22 protein-coding genes, 1 pseudogene and 1 riboswitch are annotated in these 26,514 nt (G+C 59.5%); of the genes and pseudogenes, 11 read left to right on the plus strand and 12 right to left on the minus strand.

Going from position 1 to position 26,514, the window contains the following annotated elements; translation table 11 throughout:
• The first annotated feature begins 362 nt into the window (after window positions 1-362).
• Window positions 363-1,742 carry an ATP-dependent RNA helicase DbpA gene (gene dbpA, locus G3M63_RS01585; protein WP_163981692.1) on the plus strand — a complete coding sequence of 460 codons (1,380 nt, stop codon included), beginning with the start codon at window positions 363-365 and terminating at the stop codon, window positions 1,740-1,742.
• Window positions 1,743-1,770: 28 nt separating this feature from the next.
• Window positions 1,771-3,699 (plus strand): SLC13 family permease, encoded by a 1,929-nt coding sequence (locus G3M63_RS01590; protein WP_163981693.1) that lies wholly within the window; start codon window positions 1,771-1,773, stop codon window positions 3,697-3,699.
• Between the two features lie 59 nt (window positions 3,700-3,758).
• Here the strand turns inward: G3M63_RS01590 and G3M63_RS01595 are convergent, their stop codons facing one another.
• A complete protein-coding gene (locus G3M63_RS01595; RefSeq protein ID WP_163981694.1) occupies window positions 3,759-4,766 on the minus strand; it encodes an NAD(P)-dependent alcohol dehydrogenase in 1,008 nt (335 codons plus the stop codon).
• A gap of 834 nt (window positions 4,767-5,600) precedes the next feature.
• On the opposite strand from G3M63_RS01595, the gene G3M63_RS01600 reads away from it, so the two are divergent.
• Complete coding sequence (locus G3M63_RS01600) at window positions 5,601-5,999, plus strand: hypothetical protein (protein ID WP_163981695.1); 399 nt, start codon at window positions 5,601-5,603, stop codon at window positions 5,997-5,999.
• A gap of 39 nt (window positions 6,000-6,038) precedes the next feature.
• Here the strand turns inward: G3M63_RS01600 and G3M63_RS01605 are convergent, their stop codons facing one another.
• The 7 genes from G3M63_RS01605 to tkt all read right to left on the minus strand — a co-directional run bounded on the left by G3M63_RS01605 (window position 6,039) and on the right by tkt (window position 13,608).
• Window positions 6,039-7,139, minus strand: a complete 1,101-nt coding sequence (locus tag G3M63_RS01605; RefSeq protein WP_256669907.1) for a PQQ-dependent sugar dehydrogenase — start codon at window positions 7,137-7,139, stop codon at window positions 6,039-6,041.
• A gap of 27 nt (window positions 7,140-7,166) precedes the next feature.
• A complete protein-coding gene (locus G3M63_RS01610; RefSeq protein ID WP_163981696.1) occupies window positions 7,167-7,640 on the minus strand; it encodes a hypothetical protein in 474 nt (157 codons plus the stop codon).
• Between the two features lie 68 nt (window positions 7,641-7,708).
• Complete coding sequence (locus G3M63_RS01615) at window positions 7,709-7,990, minus strand: hypothetical protein (protein WP_150300234.1); 282 nt, start codon at window positions 7,988-7,990, stop codon at window positions 7,709-7,711.
• Between the two features lie 50 nt (window positions 7,991-8,040).
• Window positions 8,041-9,105: a class II fructose-bisphosphate aldolase gene (gene fba / locus G3M63_RS01620; protein ID WP_150300233.1), complete on the minus strand. Its 1,065-nt coding sequence runs from the start codon at window positions 9,103-9,105 to the stop codon at window positions 8,041-8,043.
• Between the two features lie 156 nt (window positions 9,106-9,261).
• Window positions 9,262-10,428 (minus strand): phosphoglycerate kinase, encoded by a 1,167-nt coding sequence (locus tag G3M63_RS01625; protein ID WP_163981697.1) that lies wholly within the window; start codon window positions 10,426-10,428, stop codon window positions 9,262-9,264.
• Window positions 10,429-10,545: 117 nt separating this feature from the next.
• Window positions 10,546-11,604 (minus strand): erythrose-4-phosphate dehydrogenase, encoded by a 1,059-nt coding sequence (epd, locus tag G3M63_RS01630; RefSeq protein ID WP_163981698.1) that lies wholly within the window; start codon window positions 11,602-11,604, stop codon window positions 10,546-10,548.
• A 6-nt stretch (window positions 11,605-11,610) separates the two neighbouring features.
• Window positions 11,611-13,608, minus strand: a complete 1,998-nt coding sequence (tkt, locus tag G3M63_RS01635; RefSeq protein ID WP_163981699.1) for a transketolase — start codon at window positions 13,606-13,608, stop codon at window positions 11,611-11,613.
• 207 nt (window positions 13,609-13,815) lie between these two features.
• Here tkt and G3M63_RS01640 point away from each other — a divergent pair, with 207 nt between their 5' ends.
• Together G3M63_RS01640 and metK are read left to right on the plus strand one after the other, a co-directional pair.
• Entirely contained in the window at window positions 13,816-14,835 is a 1,020-nt protein-coding gene (locus tag G3M63_RS01640) for a metalloregulator ArsR/SmtB family transcription factor (RefSeq protein WP_163981700.1), read from the plus strand.
• Window positions 14,832-16,022 carry a methionine adenosyltransferase gene (gene metK / locus G3M63_RS01645; protein ID WP_150300228.1) on the plus strand — a complete coding sequence of 397 codons (1,191 nt, stop codon included), beginning with the start codon at window positions 14,832-14,834 and terminating at the stop codon, window positions 16,020-16,022. The genes G3M63_RS01640 and metK overlap by 4 nt, the downstream gene beginning before the upstream one ends.
• Window positions 16,023-16,071: 49 nt before the next feature.
• Here the strand turns inward: metK and G3M63_RS01650 are convergent, their stop codons facing one another.
• Window positions 16,072-16,533 (minus strand): cytochrome c, encoded by a 462-nt coding sequence (locus G3M63_RS01650; protein WP_150300227.1) that lies wholly within the window; start codon window positions 16,531-16,533, stop codon window positions 16,072-16,074.
• Between the two features lie 101 nt (window positions 16,534-16,634).
• A riboswitch (S-adenosyl-L-homocysteine riboswitch) is annotated at window positions 16,635-16,712 on the plus strand.
• Window positions 16,713-16,733: 21 nt separating this feature from the next.
• Between G3M63_RS01650 and ahcY the strand changes: the two genes are divergently transcribed.
• The 5 genes and pseudogenes from ahcY to G3M63_RS01675 all read left to right on the plus strand — a co-directional run bounded on the left by ahcY (window position 16,734) and on the right by G3M63_RS01675 (window position 22,447).
• Window positions 16,734-18,140: an adenosylhomocysteinase gene (gene ahcY, locus G3M63_RS01655; RefSeq protein WP_163981701.1), complete on the plus strand. Its 1,407-nt coding sequence runs from the start codon at window positions 16,734-16,736 to the stop codon at window positions 18,138-18,140.
• 101 nt (window positions 18,141-18,241) lie between these two features.
• Entirely contained in the window at window positions 18,242-19,090 is an 849-nt protein-coding gene (gene metF / locus G3M63_RS01660) for a methylenetetrahydrofolate reductase [NAD(P)H] (RefSeq protein WP_163981702.1), read from the plus strand.
• A gap of 185 nt (window positions 19,091-19,275) precedes the next feature.
• Window positions 19,276-20,757: pseudogene (locus G3M63_RS01665) on the plus strand (DEAD/DEAH box helicase); the annotation flags it as partial.
• Between the two features lie 187 nt (window positions 20,758-20,944).
• On the plus strand, window positions 20,945-21,541 hold the full coding sequence (locus G3M63_RS01670; RefSeq protein ID WP_163981704.1) for a DUF3617 family protein: 597 nt from the start codon (window positions 20,945-20,947) through the stop codon (window positions 21,539-21,541).
• Window positions 21,542-21,655: 114 nt separating this feature from the next.
• Window positions 21,656-22,447 (plus strand): universal stress protein, encoded by a 792-nt coding sequence (locus tag G3M63_RS01675; protein WP_163981705.1) that lies wholly within the window; start codon window positions 21,656-21,658, stop codon window positions 22,445-22,447.
• Window positions 22,448-22,537: 90 nt separating this feature from the next.
• Here the strand turns inward: G3M63_RS01675 and G3M63_RS01680 are convergent, their stop codons facing one another.
• Complete coding sequence (locus G3M63_RS01680; protein ID WP_150300222.1) at window positions 22,538-23,722, minus strand: acyl-CoA dehydrogenase; 1,185 nt, start codon at window positions 23,720-23,722, stop codon at window positions 22,538-22,540.
• A 245-nt stretch (window positions 23,723-23,967) separates the two neighbouring features.
• Here G3M63_RS01680 and G3M63_RS01685 point away from each other — a divergent pair, with 245 nt between their 5' ends.
• Complete coding sequence (locus G3M63_RS01685) at window positions 23,968-24,888, plus strand: LysR family transcriptional regulator (protein WP_163981706.1); 921 nt, start codon at window positions 23,968-23,970, stop codon at window positions 24,886-24,888.
• A 9-nt stretch (window positions 24,889-24,897) separates the two neighbouring features.
• Here the strand turns inward: G3M63_RS01685 and G3M63_RS01690 are convergent, their stop codons facing one another.
• On the minus strand, window positions 24,898-25,404 hold the full coding sequence (locus G3M63_RS01690; RefSeq protein ID WP_163981707.1) for a nuclear transport factor 2 family protein: 507 nt from the start codon (window positions 25,402-25,404) through the stop codon (window positions 24,898-24,900).
• Window positions 25,401-26,495 (minus strand): NADP-dependent oxidoreductase, encoded by a 1,095-nt coding sequence (locus G3M63_RS01695; RefSeq protein WP_150300219.1) that lies wholly within the window; start codon window positions 26,493-26,495, stop codon window positions 25,401-25,403. The genes G3M63_RS01690 and G3M63_RS01695 overlap by 4 nt, the downstream gene beginning before the upstream one ends.
• Between the last annotated feature and the right edge of the window lie 19 nt (window positions 26,496-26,514).

The following is a 26,514-nucleotide window of genomic DNA, read 5'->3' on the forward strand; positions in this document are numbered from 1 at the left end:
TTGAGACCTGCCTCAAAATTTTGGTAGATAGCGGCCTCTGGCTATTACGTCAAAAATACAGCCCATGTAAACTTCAGAGCATCATTACTGTCAATGGATCGACAGTACCAACCTGAAAGAGCGACATTACTATGGACAGTTCACGACACGGCTGGAAATGGGCGTATCACAAAGCCCGCGGCTACCACGTTTCAGCAATGCAGGCGTTCTACCGGGCAACGCGATTCTGGCTGGTTGGCGATACCGGCTCATTCCTAACGCATGGCGGCTTTCGGAAGTCACGGATCCGGCGCTAAGCCTGTTCGGTTTGCCGACCCGGGGTCTGCTACACTGACCTGCCTTTTCCAGCAGGTCATTGATCCGTGAACTCCAGTTCCTTTTCCACGCTGTCTCTCCCCCCTGCCCTGCTCGCGACGCTCGACCACCTCGGCTACGAGCACATGACACCCGTTCAGCAACAAGCTTTGCCGATCATCTTGGCCGGCAGAGATCTTATTGCGCGTTCGAGGACCGGTAGCGGCAAGACCGCTGCCTTCGGAATCGGCCTGCTGACGCCTCTGAATCCCGCATTCTTTGGCTGCCAGGCGCTGGTTCTGTGTCCGACTCGTGAGTTGGCAGGCCAGACTGCCACTGCGCTGCGCACGCTTGCGCGCGGCTTGCCCAATATCAAGATAATCACTCTCTGTGGCGGTACGCCGTTCGGCCCGCAAGCCGCGTCACTGGAGCAGGGTGCGCACGTCATAGTGGGAACACCGGGTCGAATCAAGGATCATCTGGACCGCAGTACGCTGACCCTCGACGATCTGAACTGCCTGGTACTCGATGAAGCCGACCGCATGCTGGATATGGGCTTTCTGGAGCCAATCAGCGAGATCATCAACAAGACGCCGCAGCGCCGACAGACATTGCTTTTTTCTGCGACCTACCCACCCGGGATCGAAGCCCTGGCCGGGCGCTTTATGCGGGATCCAGAAACCGTAACCATCGAAGACGCGAATCCGGCAAATCCGATTGTCCAGCGCTTCTACGAGGTCCAGCCGCAGGATCGCCTACAGGCAGTGCTGCGTCTGCTCGCGCAGGATCGTCCACAGCCGTGCATTGCTTTCTGCCACACCCGTCAGCAATGCCAGGAGCTGCAGCAGATACTCTCCTCCAATGGCGTCAGCGCGCAGGCTCTGCACGGCGATATGGAGCAGCGCGAACGGGATCAGGTACTGGCCCTGTTCGCCAATCAAAGCTGCAGCGTCCTGGTTGCAACGGATGTTGCCGCACGAGGTATCGATATCGAAGGCGTGGCGGCCGTCATCAATGTCGAGTTGTCCCCCGATCCGGCGGTGCATACCCACCGCATCGGCCGCAGCGGCCGTGCCGGTCAGTCAGGCCTGGCCCTTAGTCTGGTGGCCCCTGCGGAACAGGGACGCGCCCGCTCCATCGAGAACAACATCGGTGAACCGCTGGCCTGGCATTCGTTGGACAAGCTTCCCGAGCGACTGGACCGCCCCTTATTGCCGCCAATGCGCACCGTGGCTGTTGCCGGCGGTAGAAAGGACAAGCTGCGCCCGGGCGATCTTCTCGGCGCACTCACTGGAGAAGCCGGTTTGCCCGCCGACGCCATTGGCAAGATCAGCATCAGTGATTTTCAGGCGCTGGTAGCGATCCGCTGGGATCTGGCCAAAACGGCCCTGGAACGTCTGGAGGAAGGCAAAATCAAAGGACGACGGTTCAAGGTGCGGCTGTTCTGATTATTCTCAACTTGAGCGGGAAATATAAGTGACCACAGATCAGGCGCTGATTTTCGCGATCCTTGGCATCACCATTTGCCTGTTCATCTGGGGTCGCTGGCGCCATGACGTCGTCGCTCTGGCAGCATTACTAGCCTGCGTTATCACCGGGCTGACGCCCAGCGCAGGGGCCTTCAGTGGCTTTGGCAATCCGGCTGTGATCACCGTCGCAGCGGTACTGGTGCTCAGCTATGGCTTGCAAAGCACCGGCGCGGTTGAGGCCATGGCGCAGCGAATCCTGCCTAAACGGGGAAACCCGCTGGTCAGCCAGGCCGCACTGGTCCTGCTTGGCGCTCTGCTTTCCGCTTTCATGAATAATGTCGGGGCGATGGCGCTGACCATGCCAATCGCCATTCAGCTGGCTGCCCGGCAGAATATAGCACCCGGCAAAATCCTCATGCCGCTGGCTTTCGGAACCATCCTCGGCGGCATGACCACGCTGATAGGAACGCCCCCCAACCTGATTGTGGCCGGCTTTCGCGAGTCCACTGGCAATAGTAGCTTCGCCATGTTCGACTTCGCACCCGTTGGCGTTACGGTCGCACTGTGCGGGGTGATATTTTCCGTTCTGGCTGCACGATGGCTGGTGCCTGCTCGCACGCAAGCCAACGAACAAGGCTTCGATACCGGCACCTATCTGACAGAAGTGAAGATCAGTGCAGACGCCAAAGCTGTAGGACGAACCATCCGCGACATCGAAGCGCGTCTGGATGAGTTCGACGCTCAGATCGTTGGCCTGGTGCGAGACGATTACCGCGTGACTGCACCCTACCCCGGTCGCATGCTGCGCGCTGGTGACATTCTCGTCATCGAAGCGGAGCCGGAAGAGCTCGGAGCCACGCTGACGCGCCTTGGCTTGAAGCTTGAGGAAGAAGTGCCCACCGCTGCCGAAGCCTCCGAAAATGAAGCCACCGAAGCAGATGACCTGGCTGATGAGGCTCCAGTAACCAACCCCCCTCCTGTCGCGGCTGTTACACCCGCTACTGCCTCCAACACTGACGAGGTCGACCCGGATGCTGGCGAGCATAACAGCGAAGATACCAAGCCTCGCAGCCATAGCGACGAGATCGCCCTGCAGGAGCTGGTGATTCAGCCAGGCTCGCCGCTGATCGGACACAGCGCGTCGGACATGCAGATCCGCAGCCGATACAGCATCAATCTGCTTGCCATTTCGCGAAAGGGTCACCGATCAATTCGCCGCTTGCGCTCGACCATGCTCGAGGCCGGCGATGTGCTCCTGATGCAAGGTCGCCCAGAATCGACTCGCAGCTTCGCCACCGAGCATCACTGCATACCCTTGGCCCAGCGGGAAATTCTCATTCCCAATACGCGCAAGGCGTATACCGCCATCGGGCTGATGGTGGGGTCGGTGCTTCTGGCTGCGTTCGGCATCCTGCCGGCGGAGATCGCCTTTTCTGCCGGCGTGCTGGGCTACATGCTGACCAAGGTTGTTCCGCTTAAGCGCATCTATGATGCCGTGGACTGGCCCATCATCGTATTGCTGGGAGCACTGTTTCCGCTGGCTGGCGCCATGGCCGAAACCGGCGCGGCTGATCTTCTGGCCAAGACCATGCTCGACTATCTGGCGCAGGGCAATTCCGTCGCCGCGTTGACGCTTATTCTGGTCATCACCATGACGCTGTCCGGCTTCATGAACAACGCCGCTACCGCCGCGGTGATGTGTCCCATCTCTCTGAGTATCGCCCAGCAATTGCAGGTCAACCCTGACAGCCTGCTGATGGCCGTGGCGATTGGCGCTTCCTGCGCCTTTGTAACGCCGATAGGCCATCAGAACAACACGCTGATTCTGGGGCCGGGTGGCTTCCGCTTTGGTGATTACTGGCGGATGGGATTACCGCTCGAAATACTCGTTGTGCTGATCAGCGTGCCGATGCTGCTGGTCGTCTGGCCGCTTTGACCGCCCTGTCTGACCAGCTCTCGAGGCCGAGCGGGTCAGACGCTTCAAGACCTGCCCGATCAGTATTCGAGGCAAATCTTGCCGAAATGCTTGCCGCTTTCCTGATGACGGAATGCGACAGCAATCTCACCCAGCGTAAAACTGCGGTCAATTACCGGGCGCATTTCGATGCTTTCGAGCGCGCGGACCATGTCCAGCTGATGACGACGGCTCCCCACTGTAATCCCCTGGATACGTGCCTGCCGATACATCAGTTCGGCGGTAGGCACGTCGCCCGCCATACCGGTCAACACGCCGATAAGCGCAATGTGCCCACCCACCCGCACGGCCTTGATCGACTGCGGCAGCGAGCCTGGGCCGCCAATCTCGACAACGATGTCCACACCGCGTCCGCCAGTAGCCTCCCGGACCTGTTCGCCCCAGTTCTGCTCGGTCCTGTAATTGAGCACATGCGCCGCACCCATGGCTTTGAGTCGCTGCATTTTTTCCTCGGACGAGGACGTAGCGATAACCTGCGCACCCATCGCCCTGGCCATTTGCAACGCGCAAATTGAAACGCCACCGGTACCCATTACCAGGACGGTATCGCCAGCCTTGATGCCACCATCCACCACCAGCGCCCGCCACGCAGTCAACCCTGCGGTGGGTAACGTGGCAGCTTCGCTGTGGCTGTATCCAGTCGGCGCATGGGTAAACCAGGTGGCAGGTGTGACCGCGACTTCCCGCGCGTAGCCATCCATTCCATCACCGGGCACCCCCCTGGCGAACCCTTCCACCGGTCCGCCTTCCTGCCACCAGGGAAAGAAACACGAGATCACCCTGTCTCCGGTTTTGAATTCTTCAACGCCCTCCCCGACCGCTTCGACCACGCCGGCCGCGTCAGCCATGGGAATCCGTTTGTCATCGTTGGGAATCTTGCCTGCCACCACCAGATAATCATGAAAGTTCAACGAGCTGGCGTGGATACGTACCCGAATCTCGCCCCGACCCGGCTGACCCGGATCGTCCAGCTCAACCAGCTGTAACTGGTCAGGACCACCGGGGGCTTTTAACTGTATCGCTTTCATTCGTGTCTCCTGAGCAAGCATGCGTGACGATTGAGCCTAGCAGCTGTGCGGGGAGTTAATGGGTTAGAGCTTGTTGCCAAAAATATCCACTGAGATTTTATGGTGTGTATGTGCGCACCGGTACGGCCGAGACAATCAAAACAATCAGGAGTCGCGGATTGAGTCCCCCCTTGGCAAAAGAGGGTTAGGGGGGATTGACCGCTGCAAGAATCATGGCCGGTTTTAAGCCAGTCGCCCCCCAGCAACCAGGATTCCGCAAGACGCCGTGAACCCGTCCATGGGGGCTTGGTGAAAACATCCCTGTTTTCAGCACTTGCTCCACCCTGGCAGCTGGCGGGCTTGATCTCGGGTCGGCGTGAGGAAGGGTTTAGAACGCCGGAGCGCTGTTGGCGTCGTCCGCCGGCGGGCTTTGGTGCGGTTGGAGCTTGGCGTAGCGCAGGCGCGCTACACCCCCAGACGGCTCAGGCGGCCATCTGAATTCGCCTCCGGTAACACAAATCTCTATTGCGGAGCGAGGCGACAGGGTTGCAATGACCGTTCGATGACAGGGACGTCATCGCCGAGCTTACAGGGACGTATTTGCAGCGTGTCAGCGCGGTCCTGTTGCCTCGCGTAAGCTGACTCACTGTACAAAGCAGAGCGTCGATGGCGTCGTCCGCCGGCGGGCTTTGGTGCAGTTGAGAGCTTGGCGTAGCGCAGGCGCGCTACACCCCCAGGGCCAAGCGCCTGGGTTGCAAAACAGAAGCATTTCAGCTGTTGAAGTGATATCACAATGCCCATATAGTTCAAGGCAGAGCTCAAGCAATACAAGCCAGGGAAGAATAAGGAATCGCTATGGAGAACAACAAACCGCTTAGCTGGATATCTTTTACGCTGCTCCTTTCCTGCCTGCCGGCAGCTGCCAATGCCGATCCCATAGCCAATCCTTCGCCGGCTGAATTCGTACAGCTGGGCAACCCGTTTCTACTGATCAGCGTAGGTCTCACTCTGCTTGCGGTGGGGCTTGGCTGGCTTTGCATGCGGCTCAAGCATCAGAACATGCGGAACCAGAGTTCTGCCGTATCTGCGTTGAGCACCATGCGCGAACTGATCGAAACGCTGCAACAGAACGAGGCCGCCTTACGTGATCAAGTCATCGAGCAAACGGCCGAGTTGGCCCAGATGAAGGCACACCCGGGACAACTGACGCTGCAACCTTCGGTGGTCGCACTGGCAAAAAGCTCAGCGCAGTAGCGCATCAGGGTGCAGCGAGGTCGCTGCGCCAGACCAGATCTAGTCGCGATAGATTCGCAGCACCTTGCCTTCCGGGTCATCTGTCAGCAGGTAGATGGAACCGTCCGGTGCAGTTCGAACATCCCGCATGCGTTCGTTCAGCTCCATGAACAAAGGCTCCTGAGCCACCTCTTCCGTCCCATCCAACACCACTCTGCGTACTTGCTTGGCAGCGAGGGCGGACACCAGGAAACTGCCTTTCCATTCCGGGAACATATCGCCGTCATATAGCGTCATGCCAGCGGGCGCTATCGATGGGGTCCAATGCAGTATCGGCTGTTCGAGACCTTCGGCTTCAGTATGCGGACTTATGACCGCACCGCTGTAATCCACGCCGTAGGTGATTTTTGGCCAGCCGTAGTTATTGCCCGGTTCCAGCAGGTTGATCTCGTCACCTCCCTTCGCGCCGTGCTCATGGCTGATCAATCTCTGGTTGGCCGTGTCGTACACCATACCCTGCACGTTGCGGTTACCCAGGGTATACAACTCGGGTGCCGCATCGGGCGAATCCACGAAGGGGTTGTTACCGGGCACTGTCCCATCACGGTTGATCCGGATGGTTGAGCCAAGATGATTCGCCGGATTCTGCGCCTCTTCGCGGTGAATGAACGCATCGCCGAGCCCCAGCACCAGGGTGTTATCAGGCAGAAAGGCGAGACGGCCGCCGTAGTGCGCACCGCCGCGCTTGGCCGGCTGAGCTCTGAAGATTTCGTCTACCTCGACCAGGCGGTTGTCCTGCAATTGCGCACTCGCGAGACAGGTGTTGTTGGCCGCTTCGGTGCCGCAGGCGTAGCTGAGGAACAAACGCCCATTGGACGCATATTCCGGATCCAGGGCGACTTCGAACAGACCTGCCTGGCTTTGCACAAAAACCTCGGGGACACCGGCAACCGGCTCCTCACGCAGGGAACCATCGGCCTCGATCACTCGCAGCCGACCCGCCCGCTCCGTTACCAGCATGCGGCCATCGGGCAGAAACGCCAGCGACCAGGGGTGCTCGAGATTCCGTGCAACAATCTCAACCTGATATTCCTCAGCCTGGGCGCCAAGGGAAGCGGCCATTGCAACAGCTGCTAGCAGATACATGTGCTTATTGATCATCGCATCGCTCTCCGTGGATTCTCACTACTAGCCTAGTACCCGGAGGCCCCGGCGCGTGCGTGGGCGCACCAATCGGCCGAACAGGGCGCTGCCGACACCGACCGCTGCCATCATCGACAATGTGCCGGGTAATTCGCGGTTGGCTGCGATAAATACAGGGGGTGGTGCGTACCAGTTGACGGCCTGGAAGGCGACCCATAGACCTACCGCGCCGGCGAGGAAATACACCACCAACCGCCAGGGCTTGAGGATGCGGGCCACACCCTCCGCCACGGGCAACGCGCAAATAAAGGTCGCCAGTACGATTATTGCCATCAGGGGGGTGAAGTTGACCAGATCCTTGAGGCTTGAATCGATGCGATCGGCGGGCAGGATCTCCACGCCCAGCTTCTGCAATTCATAAAGATTGAACTGTGTCTGCACAAGGGTAGCCAACACCACTGCTACCACTACCGCCAGAACAAAAAACAGAATGACCCGCAATACCGAAATCAGTGACATGCATTCCTTCCTGTCTATAACCGTCACGCCCGTGTGGCAGTGGACGGCACATGCCGGTCCGTCGATGGTTAGGGTAGATCCGGCAGATTCCGCAAGGCCTGTTCATAAGCCTCGTTATCAAAAGGTGTATCGTCGATAAACATTTCGCCAATCTGGAAGGCCAGCACATGGGCCATGAGATCGATACTGTCCTCACGGCTATACCCGACAAGCATCAGCTTGTTCAAGGTAGCCTGAGCCGCCTCAGGCTTGTTGTCGGCCAGCTGATTCTCGATAGCTTCCCGCAGGCCCGCACGTGCGATCGCTTCATCGCTATCGTCATCGAGACTGTCGTCATTAATGTGGTCCATGGACAATCTCCACAGCGTGTCGGGAGCGCCGGGGCGCCCCCTTACGGGCGTTAGTTGATCTTCGGATCCAGCTCACCGCTGAGGTAGCGCTGATGCATGTCGTCCAGGGAGATCGGCTTGATCTTCGATGCATTACCGGCAGTGCCGAAAGCCTCATAGCGATCGATACAGATGTCGCGCATCGCTTCGACGGTCTTGGCCAGATATTTACGCGGATCGAACTCGCTGGGATTTTCTGCCAGAAAGCGGCGGATCGCACCGGTTGATGCCAGGCGCAAATCGGTATCGATGTTCACCTTGCGCACACCGTAACGGATGCCTTCGACGATTTCTTCAACCGGGACACCGTAGGTCTCGGAAATATTGCCGCCGTGCTCGTTGATGATCTGCAACCATTCCTGCGGGACCGAAGACGAACCATGCATTACCAGGTGCGTGTCAGGGATACGCGCATGGATCGCTTTGATGCGGTCGATTGCGAGAATATCGCCTGTCGGTGGGCGGGTGAACTTGTAAGCACCGTGGCTGGTGCCGATGGCGATGGCCAGCGCATCCACGTGAGTCTTGTTGACGAAATCGGCAGCCTCTTCCGGATCGGTGAGCATCTGCGCATGATCGAGAATGCCTTCGGCGCCAATGCCGTCTTCCTCGCCTGCCTGCCCGGTTTCCAGACTGCCCAGGCAGCCCAGCTCGCCTTCAACGGAGACACCACAGGAGTGGGCCATGTCGACAGTGTGGCGCGTGACGTTGACGTTGTAGTCGTAATCGGTGGGCGTCTTGCCATCTTCGCCCAACGAGCCGTCCATCATCACCGAGGAGAAGCCAAGCTGGATCGAACGCTGACATACGGCCGGGCTGGTGCCGTGATCCTGGTGCATACACACCGGGATATGCGGAAATTCTTCGATTGCGGCGAGGATCAGGTGGCGCAGGAAGGGTGCACCGGCATATTTACGCGCACCGGCCGACGCCTGGACGATAACCGGCGAATCGGTCTTGCTTGCGGCCTCCAGGATCGCGCGCATCTGTTCCAGGTTGTTGACGTTGAATGCTGGCACGCCGTAACCGTATTCGGCGGCGTGGTCGAGCATCTGACGCATGCTGATAAGAGCCATCTGTTATCTCCGGTAAGTAATATTCAGAATTCTGGTAGCTAGCCTGCCGCAGAGGACAGCAGGCTGCAAGTTACTGGCGCAAAGGTTGCCGGGAGCAGTGCCGAACCTGCGTTCGGCTGAAAAAATACTGCAGCCCCGTGCCCCGGCGGCTGGCAATCAGACCGTGGCCTTGCGCTGTTCGAGGATTTCAACAGCAGGCAGGGACTTGCCTTCGACAAACTCGAGGAAAGCGCCGCCACCGGTAGAGATATAGGAAATCTGCTTGGCGACGTCGTACTTGTCGATCGCAGCCAGGGTGTCGCCGCCACCGGCAATGGAGAATGCCGGGCTTTCAGCAATAGCCTTGGCCAGAACACGGGTGCCTTCGCCAAACTGATCGAATTCGAATACGCCGACCGGACCGTTCCACAGGATGGTGCCTGATGATTTCAGCAGTTCGGCAAACTGGGCTGCAGTCTTCGGACCGATATCCAGGATCATGTCGTCCTCGGCAACATCCTCGACCGCCTTGATAGTGGCCTCGGCATCTTCGGCAAACGCCTTGGCGACAACCACATCCACCGGCAAGGGCACGCTGACCTTGGCGGCGATAGCCTTGGCAGTATCAATCAGATCCGCTTCGTACAAGGATTTGCCTACCGGGTATCCGGCGGCAGCCAGGAAGGTATTGGCGATACCGCCGCCAACGATCAGCTGATCACACTTGTCGGAAAGTGCGGTAAGCACGTCCAGCTTGGTGGATACCTTGGAGCCCGCGACAATGGCAACCATGGGGCGTTTCGGCTCCAGAAGCGCCTTGGCCAGGGCATCCAGCTCAGCAGAGAGCAGCGGCCCAGCACAAATAACCGGAGCGAACTTGGCGACGCCGTGGGTCGAACCCTGGGCGCGGTGTGCAGTACCAAAGGCATCCATCACGAACACATCGCACAGCGCCGCATAGGCCTGTGCCAGTTCATCATCGTTTTTCTTTTCGCCCTTATTGAAGCGTACGTTTTCCAGCAGCACCACGTTGCCCGGCTCAACCTGGACGCCAGCCAGATAATCACGCACCAGCGGGACCTCGCGGCCCAACGCTTTGCTCAGGTATTCAGCAACGGGTGCCAGACTGTTCTCTTCGCTGAACACACCTTCTTCAGGGCGACCCAGGTGGGAGCAGACCATGACCGCCGCGCCCTTTTCCAGCGCCAGCCGGATAGTTGGCAAGGCTGCCTGGATGCGCGCATCGCTCTTGATACGACCATCCTTGACCGGCACGTTGAGATCTTCACGGATCAATACACGCTGGTCCTTCAGGTCCAGCTCGCTCATGGTCAAAACGCTCATGGGTGACTCCTTGTTAGATAAATGAACAACCGCAATCCCTGAATGGGCATGCTGACCGCTGAATAGGGCGTCAATCCGCTTTTTGCGGGTCGCTGTATCCGGACCCTCAATCTGCCCTCAAGTTCCCTTGACCCGTGACGGAGCGCCAGCCGTCCTTAGCCAATACCCCGCCACATCCAGCATGCGGTTGGCAAAACCCCATTCGTTATCGAACCAGACCATCAGATTGACCATCCGCGGGCCCGATACCCGGGTCTGGCTGCCGTCAACAACCGCCGAGTGCGGATCATGGTTGAAATCACAACTGGCGTGCGGCAGTTCAGTGTAATCCAGCAATCCCTTGAGCGATCCGGCCGCTGCGCTGCGCAGCAACCCGTTGACCTCCTCTGCAGTCGTATCGCGGGACATCTCCAGCGTCATATCAAGCGCCGACACATTGAGCGTCGGGACGCGAATCGCCTTGGCCTGCATCCGCCCGGCCAGTTCCGGCAGCAGTCGCTCGATACCCCGAGCCAGCCCGGTTGATACCGGGATCATTGACTGGAACGCAGAACGGGTGCGACGCAGGTCGTTGTGGTGATACGCATCAATCACCGGCTGATCATTCATGGCCGAATGAATGGTGGTAATGGAGCCGAATTCAACGCCGATCTGCTCGTTGAGTAGTTTGAGCACCGGGACACTGCAATTGGTGGTGCAGGACGCATTGGAGACCAACCGCATGTCGCCATCCAGCTGCTCGTGATTAACCCCGTACACCAGTGTTGCGTCAACTGCTTCGGCATTGGCCATCGGCTGCGAGAACAGCACCCGCGGCGCACCGGCTCGCAGGAACCGCTCGGCGTCGGCGCGCTCAGTGTACTGACCGGAACATTCCACCAGCAGATCAATTTCCAGCGCCGCCCAGTCGATATCTTCCGGGCGCGCCGCACTGAGCACCTTCACACAGTGACCATTGATATGCAGGCAATCCCCTTCAACGCGCACCTCGCCGGGAAACCGGCCGTGGGTGGAATCGAAGCGCGTGAGATATTCGATGCTGGCCTGGTCGGCCAGATCGTTCAGGGCAACAATCTGTATGCCGTTGTCGCCGCGCTCGTGCAATGCACGCAGAACGCAGCGACCAATACGGCCATAGCCGTTGATGGCTATACGAAAAGGCGTTGAGGCGGACATCCGCACTCAGTCTTCCAGCAGTTCGTCGGCCGCCAGCAGGATATTCTCCACGGTGAAGCCGAACTCCTCGAACAATGCAGCCGCCGGAGCAGACTCGCCGAAGGTATTGATGCCGATGACCCGGCCATCCAGCCCAACGTACTTGTACCAGAAGTCGCCATGCCCGGCCTCGATGGCAATCCGTGCGCCGACTTCCAGCGGCAGCACCTTCTGCTTGTACTCGGCATCCTGCTGGTCGAACACGCTGGTACAAGGCATGGAGACCACACGAACCTTGTGCCCGCGCTGGGTGAGCTCGTCATAGGCCTGTACGGCCAGACCGACCTCGGAGCCGGTAGCGATCAGAATCAGTTCCGGCTCGCCCTCGCAGCCCTTGAGTATATAGCCACCCCGGGCGATGGAAGACTCGGTCTCGTTGTCGCGAATGTGGTACGGCAGATTCTGGCGCGAGAATATGAGCGCGCTTGGGCCATCCTTACGCTGTACAGCGGATTTCCAGGCAACCGCGGACTCGACAGTATCCGCCGGGCGCCAGGTATCCAGGTTCGGCGTGCTGCGCAGGCTGGTCAGCTGCTCGACTGGCTGATGCGTCGGGCCGTCTTCGCCGAGGCCGATGGAGTCATGGGTGAATACATAAATGACCCGTGTCTTCATCAGGGCGGACATGCGCACCGCGTTGCGGGCATATTCCATGAACATCAGGAAAGTCGCGCCGTAGGGCACCAGACCACCGTGCAGGGCGACGCCGTTCATGACAGCGCTCATGCCAAACTCACGAACGCCGTAGTACATGTAGTTGCCGGAGGCGTCTTCCTTCACGACTGGTTTGGCGCCTTTCCAGAGTGTGAGGTTGGAACCGGCGAGATCTGCCGAGCCGCCCAGCAGCTCGGGCAATAGCGGGCCAAAGGCGTTCAGGCAGTTCTGACTGGCCTTGCGGCTGGCGATGTTCTCGCCCTTGGTCGCCACGTCACGGATGAATGCCGACGCGTTCTGCTCGAAATCAGCCGGCAGTTCGCCAGCCATACGGCGCAGGAACTCGGCAGCCAGTTCAGGGAACGCCGCCTGGTAGGCAGCAAACCGCTGATCCCACTCGGCTTCAGCCTTGGCACCAGCGTCCCGGGCATTCCATTCCGCGTAGATATCGTCGGGGACGTCGAACGGGCCATGTTTCCAGCCAAGCTTCTCACGGGTCAAGGCGATTTCATCATCGCCCAGCGCGGCGCCGTGGGAGGCTTCCTTACCCTGCTTGTTGGGCGAGCCAAAGCCGATGATGGTCTTGCAACAGATCAGCGTGGGCTTGTCGCCCTTGCGTGCGGTTTCGATAGCCGTGCGGATTTCGTCTGCATCATGACCATTGACGTTGCGGATGACCTGCCAGCCGTAGGATTCGAAACGCTTTGGCGTATCGTCGGTGAACCAGCCGTGTACTTCGCCGTCAATGGAAATGCCGTTGTCGTCATAGAAGCCGATCAGCTTGTTCAGCCCCAGCGTGCCGGCCAGTGAGCAGACCTCGTGGGAGATCCCTTCCATCAGGCAGCCATCGCCCATGAATACATAGGTATTGTGGTCAACGATGTCGTGGCCGGGCTGATTGAACTGCGCAGCCATGATTTTCTCTGCGAGCGCAAAGCCTACTGCGTTGGCCAGACCCTGCCCCAGCGGGCCGGTAGTGGTTTCGACGCCCGGCGTATAACCGTATTCGGGGTGGCCCGGTGTTCTACTGTGCAGCTGACGGAAGTTTTTCAGGTCATCGATAGACAGGTCATAGCCAGTCAGGTGCAGCAGCGAGTAGATCAACATCGAGCCGTGACCATTGGACAGCACAAAGCGGTCGCGGTCTGCCCAGCCCGGATTGGCCGGGTTGTGCTTCATGTAGTCGCGCCATAGCACTTCGGCTATGTCCGCCATGCCCATCGGGGCACCAGGATGGCCGCTGTTGGCTTTCTGCACAGCATCCATGCTGAGGGCACGAATGGCATTGGCTCGTTCACGACGGCTGGGCATGGAAAACTCCTGTGGCTTGCATAACGAAGAGATGGCCGCACGGCACGACCAGTCATTGAGCCGCGCATTTTCGCGCAAACCGCGCGTGGCGGCAACGAAAACCCCGAAAACAGCGGCAGCGACTGGCCCGCGGCGCCGGAACACCTATATCAAAAACTTTTGATATAGCAATTGCGCTATCTCCGAAGCGCTACTACACTGCGCCCCATGAACCAGATTGCCCGCCTCGCTGCGCCGGACAGCCCGACCGAATCACTGGCCGCCTTTTGCAAGGCAACCGGCGATGTGTTGCGCCTGGATATCCTTCGCGTGCTGCGCAATGACTCCTTTGGCGTACTCGAGCTGGCGCAGATTTTCGATATGCGCCAGTCCGGCATGAGTCATCACCTGAAAGTGCTGGCGAGCGCGGGATTGGTCAGCACCCGACGTGAAGGTAATTCGATTTTTTATCGCCGCAGCCTGCCCAGGGCGGTCAGTCCGTGGCGCGCCGTGCATGAGCAATTGCTATGCGGGCTCGACGCGCTGGCGCGGGATAGCCAGCTGGACGCTGCCATCGCAGCAGTGCACCGGCAGCGTGCGGAAGTGTCGCGTCAGTTCTTTGCGCGCTTTGCTGATGGCACCCCGGCGCAGCAGGATCTGATTGCGCATTTCGGTATGTACCGCGAGCCGCTACTCAGCCTGATCGACAGCCTGGATTTGCCAGCCCGGGCGTTAACGATCGAAGTGGGCCCGGGTGAAGGCGGTTTCTTGCCCGACCTGTCGGGTCGTTTCGAGCGGGTGCTCGGGCTGGATAACGCCCCGGCGATGCTCGATCGGGCCCGGCAGCAATGTGCTGAAGCAGGACTGGATAATGTCGAGTGCCTGCTGGCCGATGTGCTGGAGCCACAAGAGCTGCCACCGGCCGATTGCCTGGTCAGCAACATGGTCTTGCATCACCTGCCTGCGCCGGCTGATGCGCTGCGCTGCTTCGCCGCACTGCTCAAGCCCGGCGGCAGCCTGGTTCTGACCGAGCTATGCAGGCACGACCAGAGCTGGGTGCGTGAAACCTGCGGCGACCTGTGGTTCGGTTTCGATCAGGAAGACCTCAACAGCTGGGCTGCCGACGCCGGGCTGGAACCAGGCGCCAATCTGTACATTGGCCTGCGCAATGGCTTTCAGCTGCAGGTGCAGCAATTTGCCAAACCCTATTCATTGAACAATAACGTCAACCCAAGGACTGCGCCATGAGCGACTACTCGATATTCACCTCTGAATCCGTCTCAGAAGGCCATCCGGACAAGCTGGCCGATCAGATCTCCGACGCTGTGCTGGATGCCATCATCAGCGAAGACAAGTACGCCCGGGTGGCGTGCGAAACCATGGTCAAGACCGGTGTGGCGATCGTCGGCGGCGAAATCACCACCAGCGCCTGGGTTGACCTGGAAGATCTGGTCCGCAGCGTGATCAAGGACGTCGGTTACACCTCCTCCGAAGTCGGCTATGACGCCGAGACCTGTGGCGTGATCAACATCATTGGCAAGCAGTCCCCTGATATCGCCCAGGGCGTCGACCGCCAGAAGCCTGAAGACCAGGGCGCCGGCGACCAGGGCCTGATGTTCGGCTACGCCAGCAACGAGACTGATGTGCTGATGCCCGCGCCAGTGACCTTCGCTCACCGCCTGGTCGAGCGCCAGGCCGAAGTACGCAAGAACGGCACGCTGAACTGGTTGCGCCCCGATGCGAAATCCCAGGTGACCTGCCGCTATGACAACGGCAAGGTTGTCGGAATAGACGCCATCGTATTGTCGACCCAGCACAACCCGGAGATCGAACAGGCAGACCTGCGCGAAGCAGTGATGGAAACCATCGTCAAGCATGTAATTCCAGCCGAGCTGCTGCATGCCGATACCCAGTATCACATCAACCCGACCGGCAAGTTCGTGATCGGCGGCCCGGTGGGTGACTGCGGTCTGACCGGCCGCAAGATCATTGTCGACACCTATGGCGGCATGGCCCGTCACGGTGGCGGCGCGTTTTCCGGCAAGGATCCGTCCAAGGTTGACCGCAGCGCTGCGTACGCCGGCCGCTATGTTGCGAAGAATATCGTTGCCGCCGGTCTGGCCGATCGCTGCGAAATCCAAGTGTCCTACGCCATCGGTGTAGCGCAGCCGACATCAGTCGCGATCAACACCTTCGGCACCGGCAAGATCAGCGACGACAAGATTGTTGAGCTGGTCCGCGCGCACTTCGACCTGCGTCCCTACGCCATTACCCGCATGCTGGACCTGCTGCACCCGATGTACCGTGCCACCGCCGCCTACGGTCACTTCGGCCGGACGCCGATAGAAATGACCGTCAAGGGCGACACCTTTACTGCCTTCCCGTGGGAGAAGACAGATCTGGCGGAAACACTGAAGACAGAAGCAGGGCTTTAAAACAAAGGACAGGGAGCCGCTGCAAAACGTAGCGAGCCGAGGTCAGCGCCTAACGGCGGAAATCATCGTGACAGGCCTTGCAGGATTGCTGCACGGCACGCAGCGGGTCACGGACTGCTTCCGGATCTTCGGCGCCGTCTTCGACCGCTGCGGCGAGCATGGCGGTGGCGTTCTGGAAGTCTTCGACACGCAGCGAGAACGCCAGCGGCTCGGACCAGATTTTCGGCAGGGCATCCGTTGGCTGGGTTGAATCGCCCGGCTCGGGAAAATGCTCCCAGGGCGCGTCCGATAGGGCATCGAGCTGACGCGCATGCTCAGCAAAGGCTTCTGCATCATAGGGCAGACGGTCGCTGAACATGCCGCCCATGGGCTCGCTGTGATGCAGCATTTGCTTGAACAGCGCCTGACGCTTGCCCTCGGGTGAATCGGGGTCGACTTCCTCGGCACAGCCGATAAGTACAAGGGAAAGCGCAACAGGTACGAACAACTTGAAGACTGGAACAGCTGGCATCGTTTCATTCCGACTTTACATGACGGGCGCAAGTATCACCGCTCCCGCCATTCAGGCCAAGCCGACGCTGTTGCAACAGGTGTCCAGGCCAACCGAATCGACCCTCCGAGGGGCGCTGCAGCGGTCGGATGACCGTCAGGCTCGGAGTGTGTCTCGAACGACAACCGCGCCCATTCGCCGAACACGAATGGAGTAACCGCATGAGTGCAGTAATGAACGACAAAGAAGTCAACGACTACAAGGTAGCCGATATCAGCCTGGCCGACTGGGGCCGCCGCGAAATCATCATCGCCGAGTCCGAAATGCCTGCCCTGCTAGCACTGCGCCGCAAATACGCTGGGGAACAGCCGCTCAAGGGCGCGAAGATCCTCGGCTGCATCCACATGACGATCCAAACTGCAGTGCTGATCGAGACGCTGACCGCGCTGGGCGCCGAAGTGCGCTGGTCGTCCTGCAACATCTTCTCCACCCAGGACCAGGCCGCCGCAGCCATCGCCGCTGCCGGCGTTCCGGTTTTTGCCTGGAAGGGCGAAACCGAAGAAGAATACGAATGGTGCCTGGAGCAGACCATCCTCAAGGATGGCGAGCCATGGGACGCCAACATGGTGCTGGACGACGGCGGCGATCTGACCCAGCTGCTGCATGACAAGTACCCGCAGGTGCTGGAAGGCGTTCACGGTGTAACCGAAGAAACCACCACAGGTGTGCATCGCCTGCAGGACATGTTGAAAAAGGGAACCCTGAAGATCCCTGCGATCAACGTCAACGATTCTGTCACCAAGAGCAAGAACGACAACAAGTACGGCTGCCGTCACAGCCTGAACGATGCAATCAAACGCGCCACCGATCACCTGTTGTCGGGTAAGCAGGCGCTGGTCATCGGCTACGGTGATGTGGGCAAAGGGTCGGCTGCATCGCTGCGCCAGGAAGGCATGATTGTCCGCATCAGTGAAGTGGATCCGATTTGCGCAATGCAGGCATGCATGGACGGTTTCGAACTGGTATCGCCGTACAAGAATGGCATCAACGATGGCACCGATAGCTGCGTCAATGCTGACCTGCTGGGCAAGATCGACCTGATCGTCACCACCACAGGCAATGCCAATGTGTGCGACGCGCCCATGCTCAAAGCGCTGAAGAAGCGTGCCGTGGTCTGCAATATCGGTCACTTCGACAATGAAATCGACACCGCATTCATGCGCAAGAACTGGGGCTGGGAAGAGGTCAAGCCACAGGTTCACAAGATTCACCGCACCGGCAAGGATGTCGACACTGCAAACGATGATTACCTGATCCTGCTCGCCGAAGGCCGTCTGGTGAACCTGGGTAACGCCACCGGGCACCCCAGCCGCATTATGGATGGCTCCTTTGCTAACCAGGTGCTGGCACAGATCCACCTGTTCAACGAGAAGTTCGCCGATCTGCCGGTCGTCGAGAAGACCAGGAACGTCACCGTCATGGTTCTGCCGAAAAAACTCGACGAAGAAGTGGCACTGGAAATGGTCAAGGGTTTCGGCGGCGTCGTCACGCAGCTGACCCCTGAGCAGGCCGACTATATTGGCGTGAACCAGGAAGGTCCGTTCAAGCCGGACTCCTACCGCTATTAAAAACCAGCCGCAGGCGAAGCATTTCAACCGCGAGCTGTCTGTGCCCAGGCACGGTCATCTCGCCGGTTCGCATACAGCCTGCCGCGCGTGAGAATAAAAGCATGACCACAGAGCAAAACAATCCCATCAGCTTCGAGTTCTTTCCGACCAAGACTGATGCGGGACATGAAAAACTGATCGCTGCCGCCCACGTGATAGCCGCAGAGAAACCCGAGTTCTTCTCGGTGACCTACGGTGCCGGCGGCTCGACCCGCGATCGCACAGTCAATACCGTGCTGCAGCTCGACCAGGAAGTGAAAATTCCGACCGCGCCGCATCTGTCATGTGTGGGCGACGCCAAGGAAGACTTGCGCAGCCTGCTCAACCAGTACCGTGAAGCCGGTATCAAGCGCATCGTTGCGTTGCGCGGCGATCTGCCGTCAGGTATGGGCCAGGCGTCGGGTGAGCTGCGCTATGCCAACGAGCTGGTGGAATTCATCCGCAACGAAACCGGCGATCACTTCGCCATCGAAGTGGCTGCCTATCCGGAAGCCCATCCGCAGGCACGACACTTCGAAGCCGATCTGGAGAACTTCATTCGCAAGGCCAGGGCCGGTGCGGACAGTGCAATCACGCAGTACTTCTTCAATGCCGATTGCTACTTCCACTTCGTTGAGCGTGTGCGCAAGGCTGGCGTGGATATCCCGATCATTCCGGGCATCATGCCGATTACCAACTACACCAAACTGGCGCGCTTCTCCGACTCCTGTGGCGCCGAGATTCCTCGCTGGATTCGCAAGCAGCTGGAAGCCTATGGCGACGACAGCGCCAGCATCGCCGGCTTCGGCACCGAGGTAATCAGCCACATGTGTGAACGCCTGCTGGACGGCGGCGCGCCAGGGCTGCACTTCTATACCCTGAACCAGGCCGAGCCGAGTCTGGCCGTCTGGCGCAACCTGGGCCGGTCCTGATCGGCGCTCTGATCCCGGCTCCGCAATCCGGAGCCGGTTCTCATTCCAGCGAGATTTCAGGCGGTCGCTCCGGCTGCCGGTCGCTCTCCTCAACGCATTCTGCGCGATTCTGTTATACTCGCGCTCCTTCATCATCGGCCGCACGGACACATCGTTCCGCAAACGGCCATCACAGGGTTATCTGAATGTCCTTTGCTTCTCTCGGTCTTTCCGACGTGCTCGTGCGCGCCGTAGCGGCCACCGGTTACACCACGCCTACCCCCGTCCAGTTACAAGCCATCCCGGCAGTACTTCAAGGCCGCGACCTAATGGTTGCTGCCCAGACCGGCACCGGCAAGACCGCAGGCTTCGCCCTGCCCGTCCTGGAAAAACTGTTTCCGCTCGGCCAGGCCGACGCCAGTTTTCGCCGTGCGCCCAAGCAGGTACGCGTACTGGTATTGACCCCGACCCGCGAACTCGCTGCGCAGGTTCACCAGAGCTTCCAGACCTACGGCGGCGAGCTGGCCATGAAATCCGCCTGCGTCTTTGGCGGCGTGGGTGCCAATCCGCAGATGAAAGCGATCGCTCCAGGCCTCGACGTACTCGTCGCCTGCCCCGGCCGCCTGCTGGATCTGGTCGGACAGCGCGCGGTGGATCTGTCCAAGGTCGAAATTCTCGTGCTTGACGAAGCAGACCGCATGCTCGACATGGGCTTCGTTCATGATGTCAAGAAAGTCATCGCCAAGCTGCCTTCTGCCCGTCAGACGCTACTGTTCTCGGCGACCTTCTCCAAAGACATTACCGACCTGGCCAACAAGCTGCTGAACAACCCGGCACGTATCGAAGTCACCCCGCCCAATACCACCGTCGAGCGTATCCAGCAGAGCGTGTACCGCGTCGCTGCTGGCCACAAGCGCGCGCTGGTTGCCCACCTGATCACTCAGGGCGCGTGGGAGCAGGTGCTGGTATTTACCCGTACCAAGCACGGCGCCAACCGTCTGGCTGAATATCTGGACAAGAACGGCCTGCCCGCATCAGCCATCCACGGTAACAAGAGCCAGAGCGCCCGCACCAAGGCCCTGGCGGACTTCAAAGCCAACAAGCTGCGAATTCTGGTTGCGACTGACATTGCTGCGCGCGGCCTGGATATTGATCAGCTGCCGCACGTCATCAATTTCGAACTGCCCAACGTCTCGGAAGACTATGTGCACCGTATCGGTCGTACCGGCCGTGCCGGTCGCAGCGGCGGCGCGGTTTCACTGGTCAGCCCCGACGAAGAGAAGTTGCTCAAGGCCATCGAACGGATGACCCGCCAGCGCATTGAAGAAGGCGATCTGCAGGGCTTCGAGCCGCCGGCTCAGGCCGAGCTCAACAGTGACCGTCCGGAACGCCCGCGGGGCGCGCCAGGTGGCGGCCGTGGTCGTTCTGCAGCGAACGGCGCTCAGAAACCTGCTCGCAGCCCGGGTCGCAACGATAAGCCGCGCGCTGACAAGGCACGTTCCGACAAGCCCCGTTCAGACAAGCCACGCACTGGTGGTCGCTCTAACAGCGAGCCGCGTGCGGCGCGCCCGGGTATCAGCGAACCCCGTGACGCAGTAGCAGAAGAAAGACGCTTGCAAGCCTACGGCAACCGGGCAGTCCCGCCGAGTACGTCTCAGCGTGACAGTGCACCTCGCCCAAGCCGGCCCCAGCGGGAAAAACCAGCGCTGTTCAGCCGTTAACCGATAAGGCTTACCCAAGGCCCGGCAATGCCGGGCCTTTTGCCATCTGCACCCAATGTAGCGTCGGTCTGTTCGCAGATTTGCCCGCCTTTTTTGCCCGCACTGCTCCCTCTATCTATAGTTGGCGAAGCCATACTATTCAGAGGAAATCTCGATGAATCACCCCCAGCGGCTTCTATTCGGCGCTTGCCTGTCAGCGGCAGCCGCTGTGTCGCAGGCTCAAACCATCACCCCACAACCCGAGCCAGGGCTTTGGCGCAGTCACGCGACTACGCTGGTCGACGGCAGGGACGCCCAGGCTGATATCCGCAAACAGCAGGAAGCGGTGTTGGCGCAACTTCCCCCCGAGCAGCGCGCCCAGATGGAATCAACGCTGGAGTCGGAAGAAGACCTGCGAACCACCACCGACTGCATAACCGCCGACGATGCCGCCCTAATGATCAACCCGCAGGCGCTCCTGGCCGAAGCACAGCAAAGCATGAGCGGCTGTGATCTGCAGATCGAACAGAACGGCAAGTCGCGCCTTGCTTTTCATGGCACCTGTTCCGGAGATCATGGCTTTGTCGGTGACATGCGCGGCGACCTGGAGATGATCAGCAGCCGTGAGATGCGCTCGTCGTTTTCGGGCAAGAGTAATCACGCCGCCACAGCCGGTGAAGACGAGCCTGTGCTGATTGAGCATACGGAAGTATCGAAATGGATAGCAGCCGATTGCGGCGCGCTCGCTACGCAGGGCAATACGGCAGAGTGAGAAGAGCCAGCTTGACCGCCGTCGTCGCGCCCCCGCACCCAACCGGCAAGGAATTAAGCCGCCAGCGCAGGGTCAGATTTTCAAAGAGGCCGTCAAGATTCGCAAGGAGATACCATGCTGAAGCACTGCGTTCTGAGCGTCGATTATTCAGAGAAATGGGACAAGATATTTGATCACCTGCCGGGAATCATAAAACTGCTCGGCGTCGAACGGCTGAGCCTGACCCATGTGGTCGAGACACATAATCGCAAGCGTCTGGAAGATAACGACTCGGCGATCGCCCATCATCTGGAAAAGATCGAAAAACGGCTGCAAACCGAACTTGATGTGCAGGTGGACCATGTGGTGCGCCACGGCTTCCCTGCTGCGGAACTCGCGGCTGCGGCGCGCAAGCTCAATGCCGACGGAATTATTGCACTGAATCGCAACCACTCAGCGGGGCGCGCCGCGCTGTTTGGCAATGTGGTGTTGAATCTGACGCGGGTAAGCAGCGTTCCGGTAGTCGTGATTCCTGCCGATGCCGAACAGGCCGTGGCGGATTCACCGCTGATGCTGGCGACCGACGGCTCTGATTCATCGCGTAATGCCCAGCGCGCCTTCGAGAAGATGCTGAGCAGAATCGATCATGGGTTTGTCGTCTGGATAAAGGCCGACGATGATGACGATCACGACGAAGAACGTGTCCAAACGGTGCTGAAACACTTCGCTGAGACCTATCCGAAGGTTCAATCCAGACGGATCATGGGGGACCCTGCAGAGAAACTGGTCTCATTCGCCGAGCAGGAACATGTGGCGCTGCTGATTATCGGTAAGCGCGGCAATACACCCATTGCCGAACTACTGGTCGGCAGCACGGCTGAAGCGGTGGCCAGGGCCAGTCATCGTCCGGTATTGCTGATGCCCTGACCGCCCTGCGCCTCGTCAACCGCCCGGGCAGAAACAAAAACGGGGGCTGAAGGATTTCTCCTTCAGCCCCGTTTTGTTTGCCTGGCAACCTTAGAAGAATGCCTGCAGGCCAGTCTGTGCGCGACCCAGAATCAGTGCGTGCACATCATGAGTACCTTCGTAGGTATTGACCACTTCAAGGTTGACCACGTGGCGAATCACGCCGAACTCGTCGGAGATACCGTTACCACCAAGCATGTCACGGGCAACGCGCGCTATGTCCAGCGACTTGCCACAGGAGTTGCGCTTCATGATCGAGGTGATCTCAACTGATGCAGTGCCTTCGTCTTTCATGCGACCCAGACGCAGGCAGCCTTGCAGCGCCATGGTGATCTCGGTCTGCATGTCGGCCAGCTTCTTCTGTACCAGCTGGGTTTGCGCCAGCGGGCGGCCAAACTGCATGCGATCCATTGTGTACTGACGAGCCGTGTGCCAGCAGAACTCCGCGGCGCCCAGGGCGCCCCAGGCGATGCCGTAACGGGCCGAGTTCAGGCAAGTGAACGGGCCACGCAGACCCGTCACGCCAGGCATGAGGTTTTCTTCAGGCACGAATACATCTTCCATCACGATTTCGCCGGTGATGGAGGTACGCAGGCCGACCTTGCCCTTGATAGCCGGAGCGCTCAGACCTTCCCAGCCCTTCTCCAGAATAAAGCCGCGGATGACGTCGTCTTCAGTCTTCGCCCAGACAACGAATACGTCAGCGATCGGGCTGTTGGTGATCCACATCTTCGCTCCGCTCAGACGATAACCGCCATCGACCTTGCGAGCACGAGTCACCATGGAACCCGGATCAGAACCGTGGTTGGGCTCGGTCAGACCAAAACAGCCGATGAATTCACCGCTGGCCAGCTTGGGCAGATACTTCTGTTTCTGCTCTTCGGTACCAAACTCGTTGATCGGTACCATCACCAGCGAGGACTGCACACTCATCATGGAGCGGTAACCGGAATCGACGCGCTCGACTTCACGGGCGATCAAACCGTAGCAGACATAGTTCAGCCCGCTTCCGCCGTACTGCTCGGGTATGGTCGCGCCCAGCAGACCCAGCTCGCCCATTTCACGGAATATCGATGCATCGGTCTGCTCATGACGGAAGGACTCAAGCACCCGCGGCATCAGTTTCTGCTGGCAATACTGAGCAGCTGAGTCGCGCACCATGCGCTCTTCTTCGGTCAGCTGCTGGTCCAGCAACAGTGGATCACTCCAGTTGAAACTCGCTTTCGAATCGGCCATGAGAACTCCGTATGTCGTTGTATCGGGAAGACACTGGGGCAGTGCCTCGGTTTGCGTTGGATGGTAGGGGCGGCACCGGCGATGAGCAACCGCGTTTTTTTCAGGTATCTGTGCTATTTTCGAACTCCGAAACTGACCAAGCCCCAGGGCTTTGGCGTCAGGTGCTCATCTGATGGTCATTAAAGTGAATTCCGAGGTGCTTGTCCCGTCCAGGCCTGAGCTCGTCGTTGTACATTGGAGACTCCATGCGTCGCAAGATTCCCCCGACTCAGGCGTTGATTTGTTTCGAATCATCGGCCCGGCACGAAAGCTTCACCAAGGCGGCTGAAGAACTGTCACTCACGCAAAGCGCTGTGTGCCGACAGATTGCCAACCTGGAGGAATTCCTGGATGTACAGTTGTTCCGGCGAACCCGCCGAGGCGTAAAGCTGACCGAGGCCGGACAGACCTACAGCCGGCGCGTAGCCAGTCGCCTGGATGCCGTGGAACGCGACACTCTTTCGGTGATGGGCAACCAGGGCACGGCGACGCTGGAGCTGGCGCTGGTGCCAACCTTCGGCACCCAATGGCTACTGCCGCGCCTGGGGCAGTTCATACAGGCTAACCCGCAGGTGACGGTCAACTTCACCAACCGCACGCGGCCTTTCCTGTTCGCTGATACCGAATTCGATGCATCCATCTATTTCGGTGACGGGGACTGGTCAGGTACCGAAGCGCATTTTCTGATGAAAGAGCATCCTGTGCCTGTATGCAGCCCGGCGCTGCTGGGCGATCGTGCCGAACTCGCCCCGGCTGACATAGCAAACATGCCGCTGTTACAACAAAGCACTCGCCCCTACGCCTGGCGGCAGTGGTTTGCCTCGCAGGAGATGCGCGTCGAACACGACCTCAACGGCACCCGTCTGGAACTCTTCTCAATGCTCGCCCAGGCAGCCATGCTGGGCATGGGCGTCGCATTGATCCCACCATTCCTGATTCGCAACGAACTCGAAGCCCGGCGCCTGGTCATCGCCAACCCGCATACTTTCGAAAGCGACAAGGCGTATTACCTGGTCATACCGGAGCGCAAGGCTGAGTCGGCTACTCTTCAAGCATTTCGAGACTGGATCACCACCGAAGCCGATACGTATCGTCGATCTGTCAACGGGGCCGCTGAAAAGCCATAAATCTACACGTCAGCCACTTTCGCCACGAGCGGCCAAATGCAGCGCGGGCTGGCCGGCGAGGAAACTATCGGCAGAGGGATCAGTTCGGACCCAGTCGACGATTTCCTTGCGCAGAGCAATCTTCCAGCCATCACCACGGTTCTCGTATTCGTCGTGGTAGCGGCCGGCCACAAACAGATCGTATTTCTCATCGTTTTCGGTGGTGCGATGGTGCGCGATGAAATACACCTCGCCGGTGGCGCGGTTGCCGTTCAGCTGGATATCAATCTGGCCGATGAGATGCTGGCTGGAATCAAAGTTTGCAAGAAAGCCCTGGGCGAAGTCGACGAAGCCAGCCGCCGAGCCAGCGTAAAGTCCGCAGTCCACCCAGGCATCGTCGTGAAAGGCACTCAGGTGCAGTGCGGGCAGCAAGCGGTCCTGACCGCGCATGTAGTTTCGCGCAGCTTTTTCGATATCTCGCCGTGCCGTCAGGTCGGCGACTTCGTCGCGCAGGGCCTGGAGCTCTTCTTCGCTCATGCTCTTGCCTCCTCGGTGTCGGCCGGCTCAGCGGCGGCACGAATCTCGTCAAGGGTCGGCGCCGGCTCGCTGATGTCGCGCAGCTTCACCATCAACTTTCCCTTGTTACTGCCATCGAACAGACGTGCGAAGGTGGCCACTGTATTCTCGAAGCCCTCGGCAATTTCCTCGGCAAACTGCAGGCGGCCCGCATCCAGCCAGCCGCGCATCTCGGCGACCGCCTCGGGAAAGCGGTCCTGAAATTCCAGCGCGATGTATCCACGCACCGTGAGGCTGCGGGCGAGTATCTGCCAGTAGTTGAACGGGCCAGGCACCGGCTCATCGGTGTTGTACTGGGCGATCGCACCACAGAATACGATGCGTCCGAAATTGTTCATATTCAGCAGTGCGGCGTCGAGAATGTTGCCAGTGACGTTATCGAAGTAGATGTCCACACCGTTCGGACAGGCCTCGGCAATGGCCTTCTGCATGTCACCGCAGGTCTTGTAGTTGATCGCGGCGTCGAACCCCAGCTCCTCGACGATCCAACGGCACTTTTCGTCACTGCCGGCGATACCCACCGTGTGGCAGCCTTTGATCTTGCCGATTTGTCCAGCCAGCGAGCCCACCGCCCCAGCGGCGATGCTCACCAGCAGAGTTTCGCCGGGCTTCGGCTTGCCGATTTCCAGCAGGCCGAAGTACGGCGTCAACCCCACTGCGCTGAACACGCTCAGATGATAATTGACCGGGAAACCCTCGTCAGCGCTTACCACATAGTTCTGTTCGGGATCGATCAGGCTGAAATCTTCCCAACCGTTACAGGCGATGCCCACAGCGTAGTCACCCACGCTGAACTTCGGGTGGTTGCTCTCAACGATGCGCCCCAGGGTCGAGCCGCGCATGGTCCCGCCGATGGGGATCGGATCCATGTAGCCGGGCTTGTCGCTCATCCAGAAGCGTGCCCCCGGGTCCATCGACAGGTAAAGGTTCTGCATCAACACCTGACCGGGGCCTGGACGCTTGAGCGGAACGCTGCGCGGACGGAGGTTGTCTTCGGTCGGCACAGCCTCGGGGCGGCTATGCAGGTACCACTGGCGATTCTGGAGAGTCATTTACACAGTCCTTCTTAGT

It is taken from the genome of Pseudomonas sp. OIL-1, assembly GCF_010669185.1.
In the GTDB taxonomy this organism is placed as follows: Bacteria; Pseudomonadota; Gammaproteobacteria; order Pseudomonadales; family Pseudomonadaceae; genus Halopseudomonas; species Halopseudomonas profundi.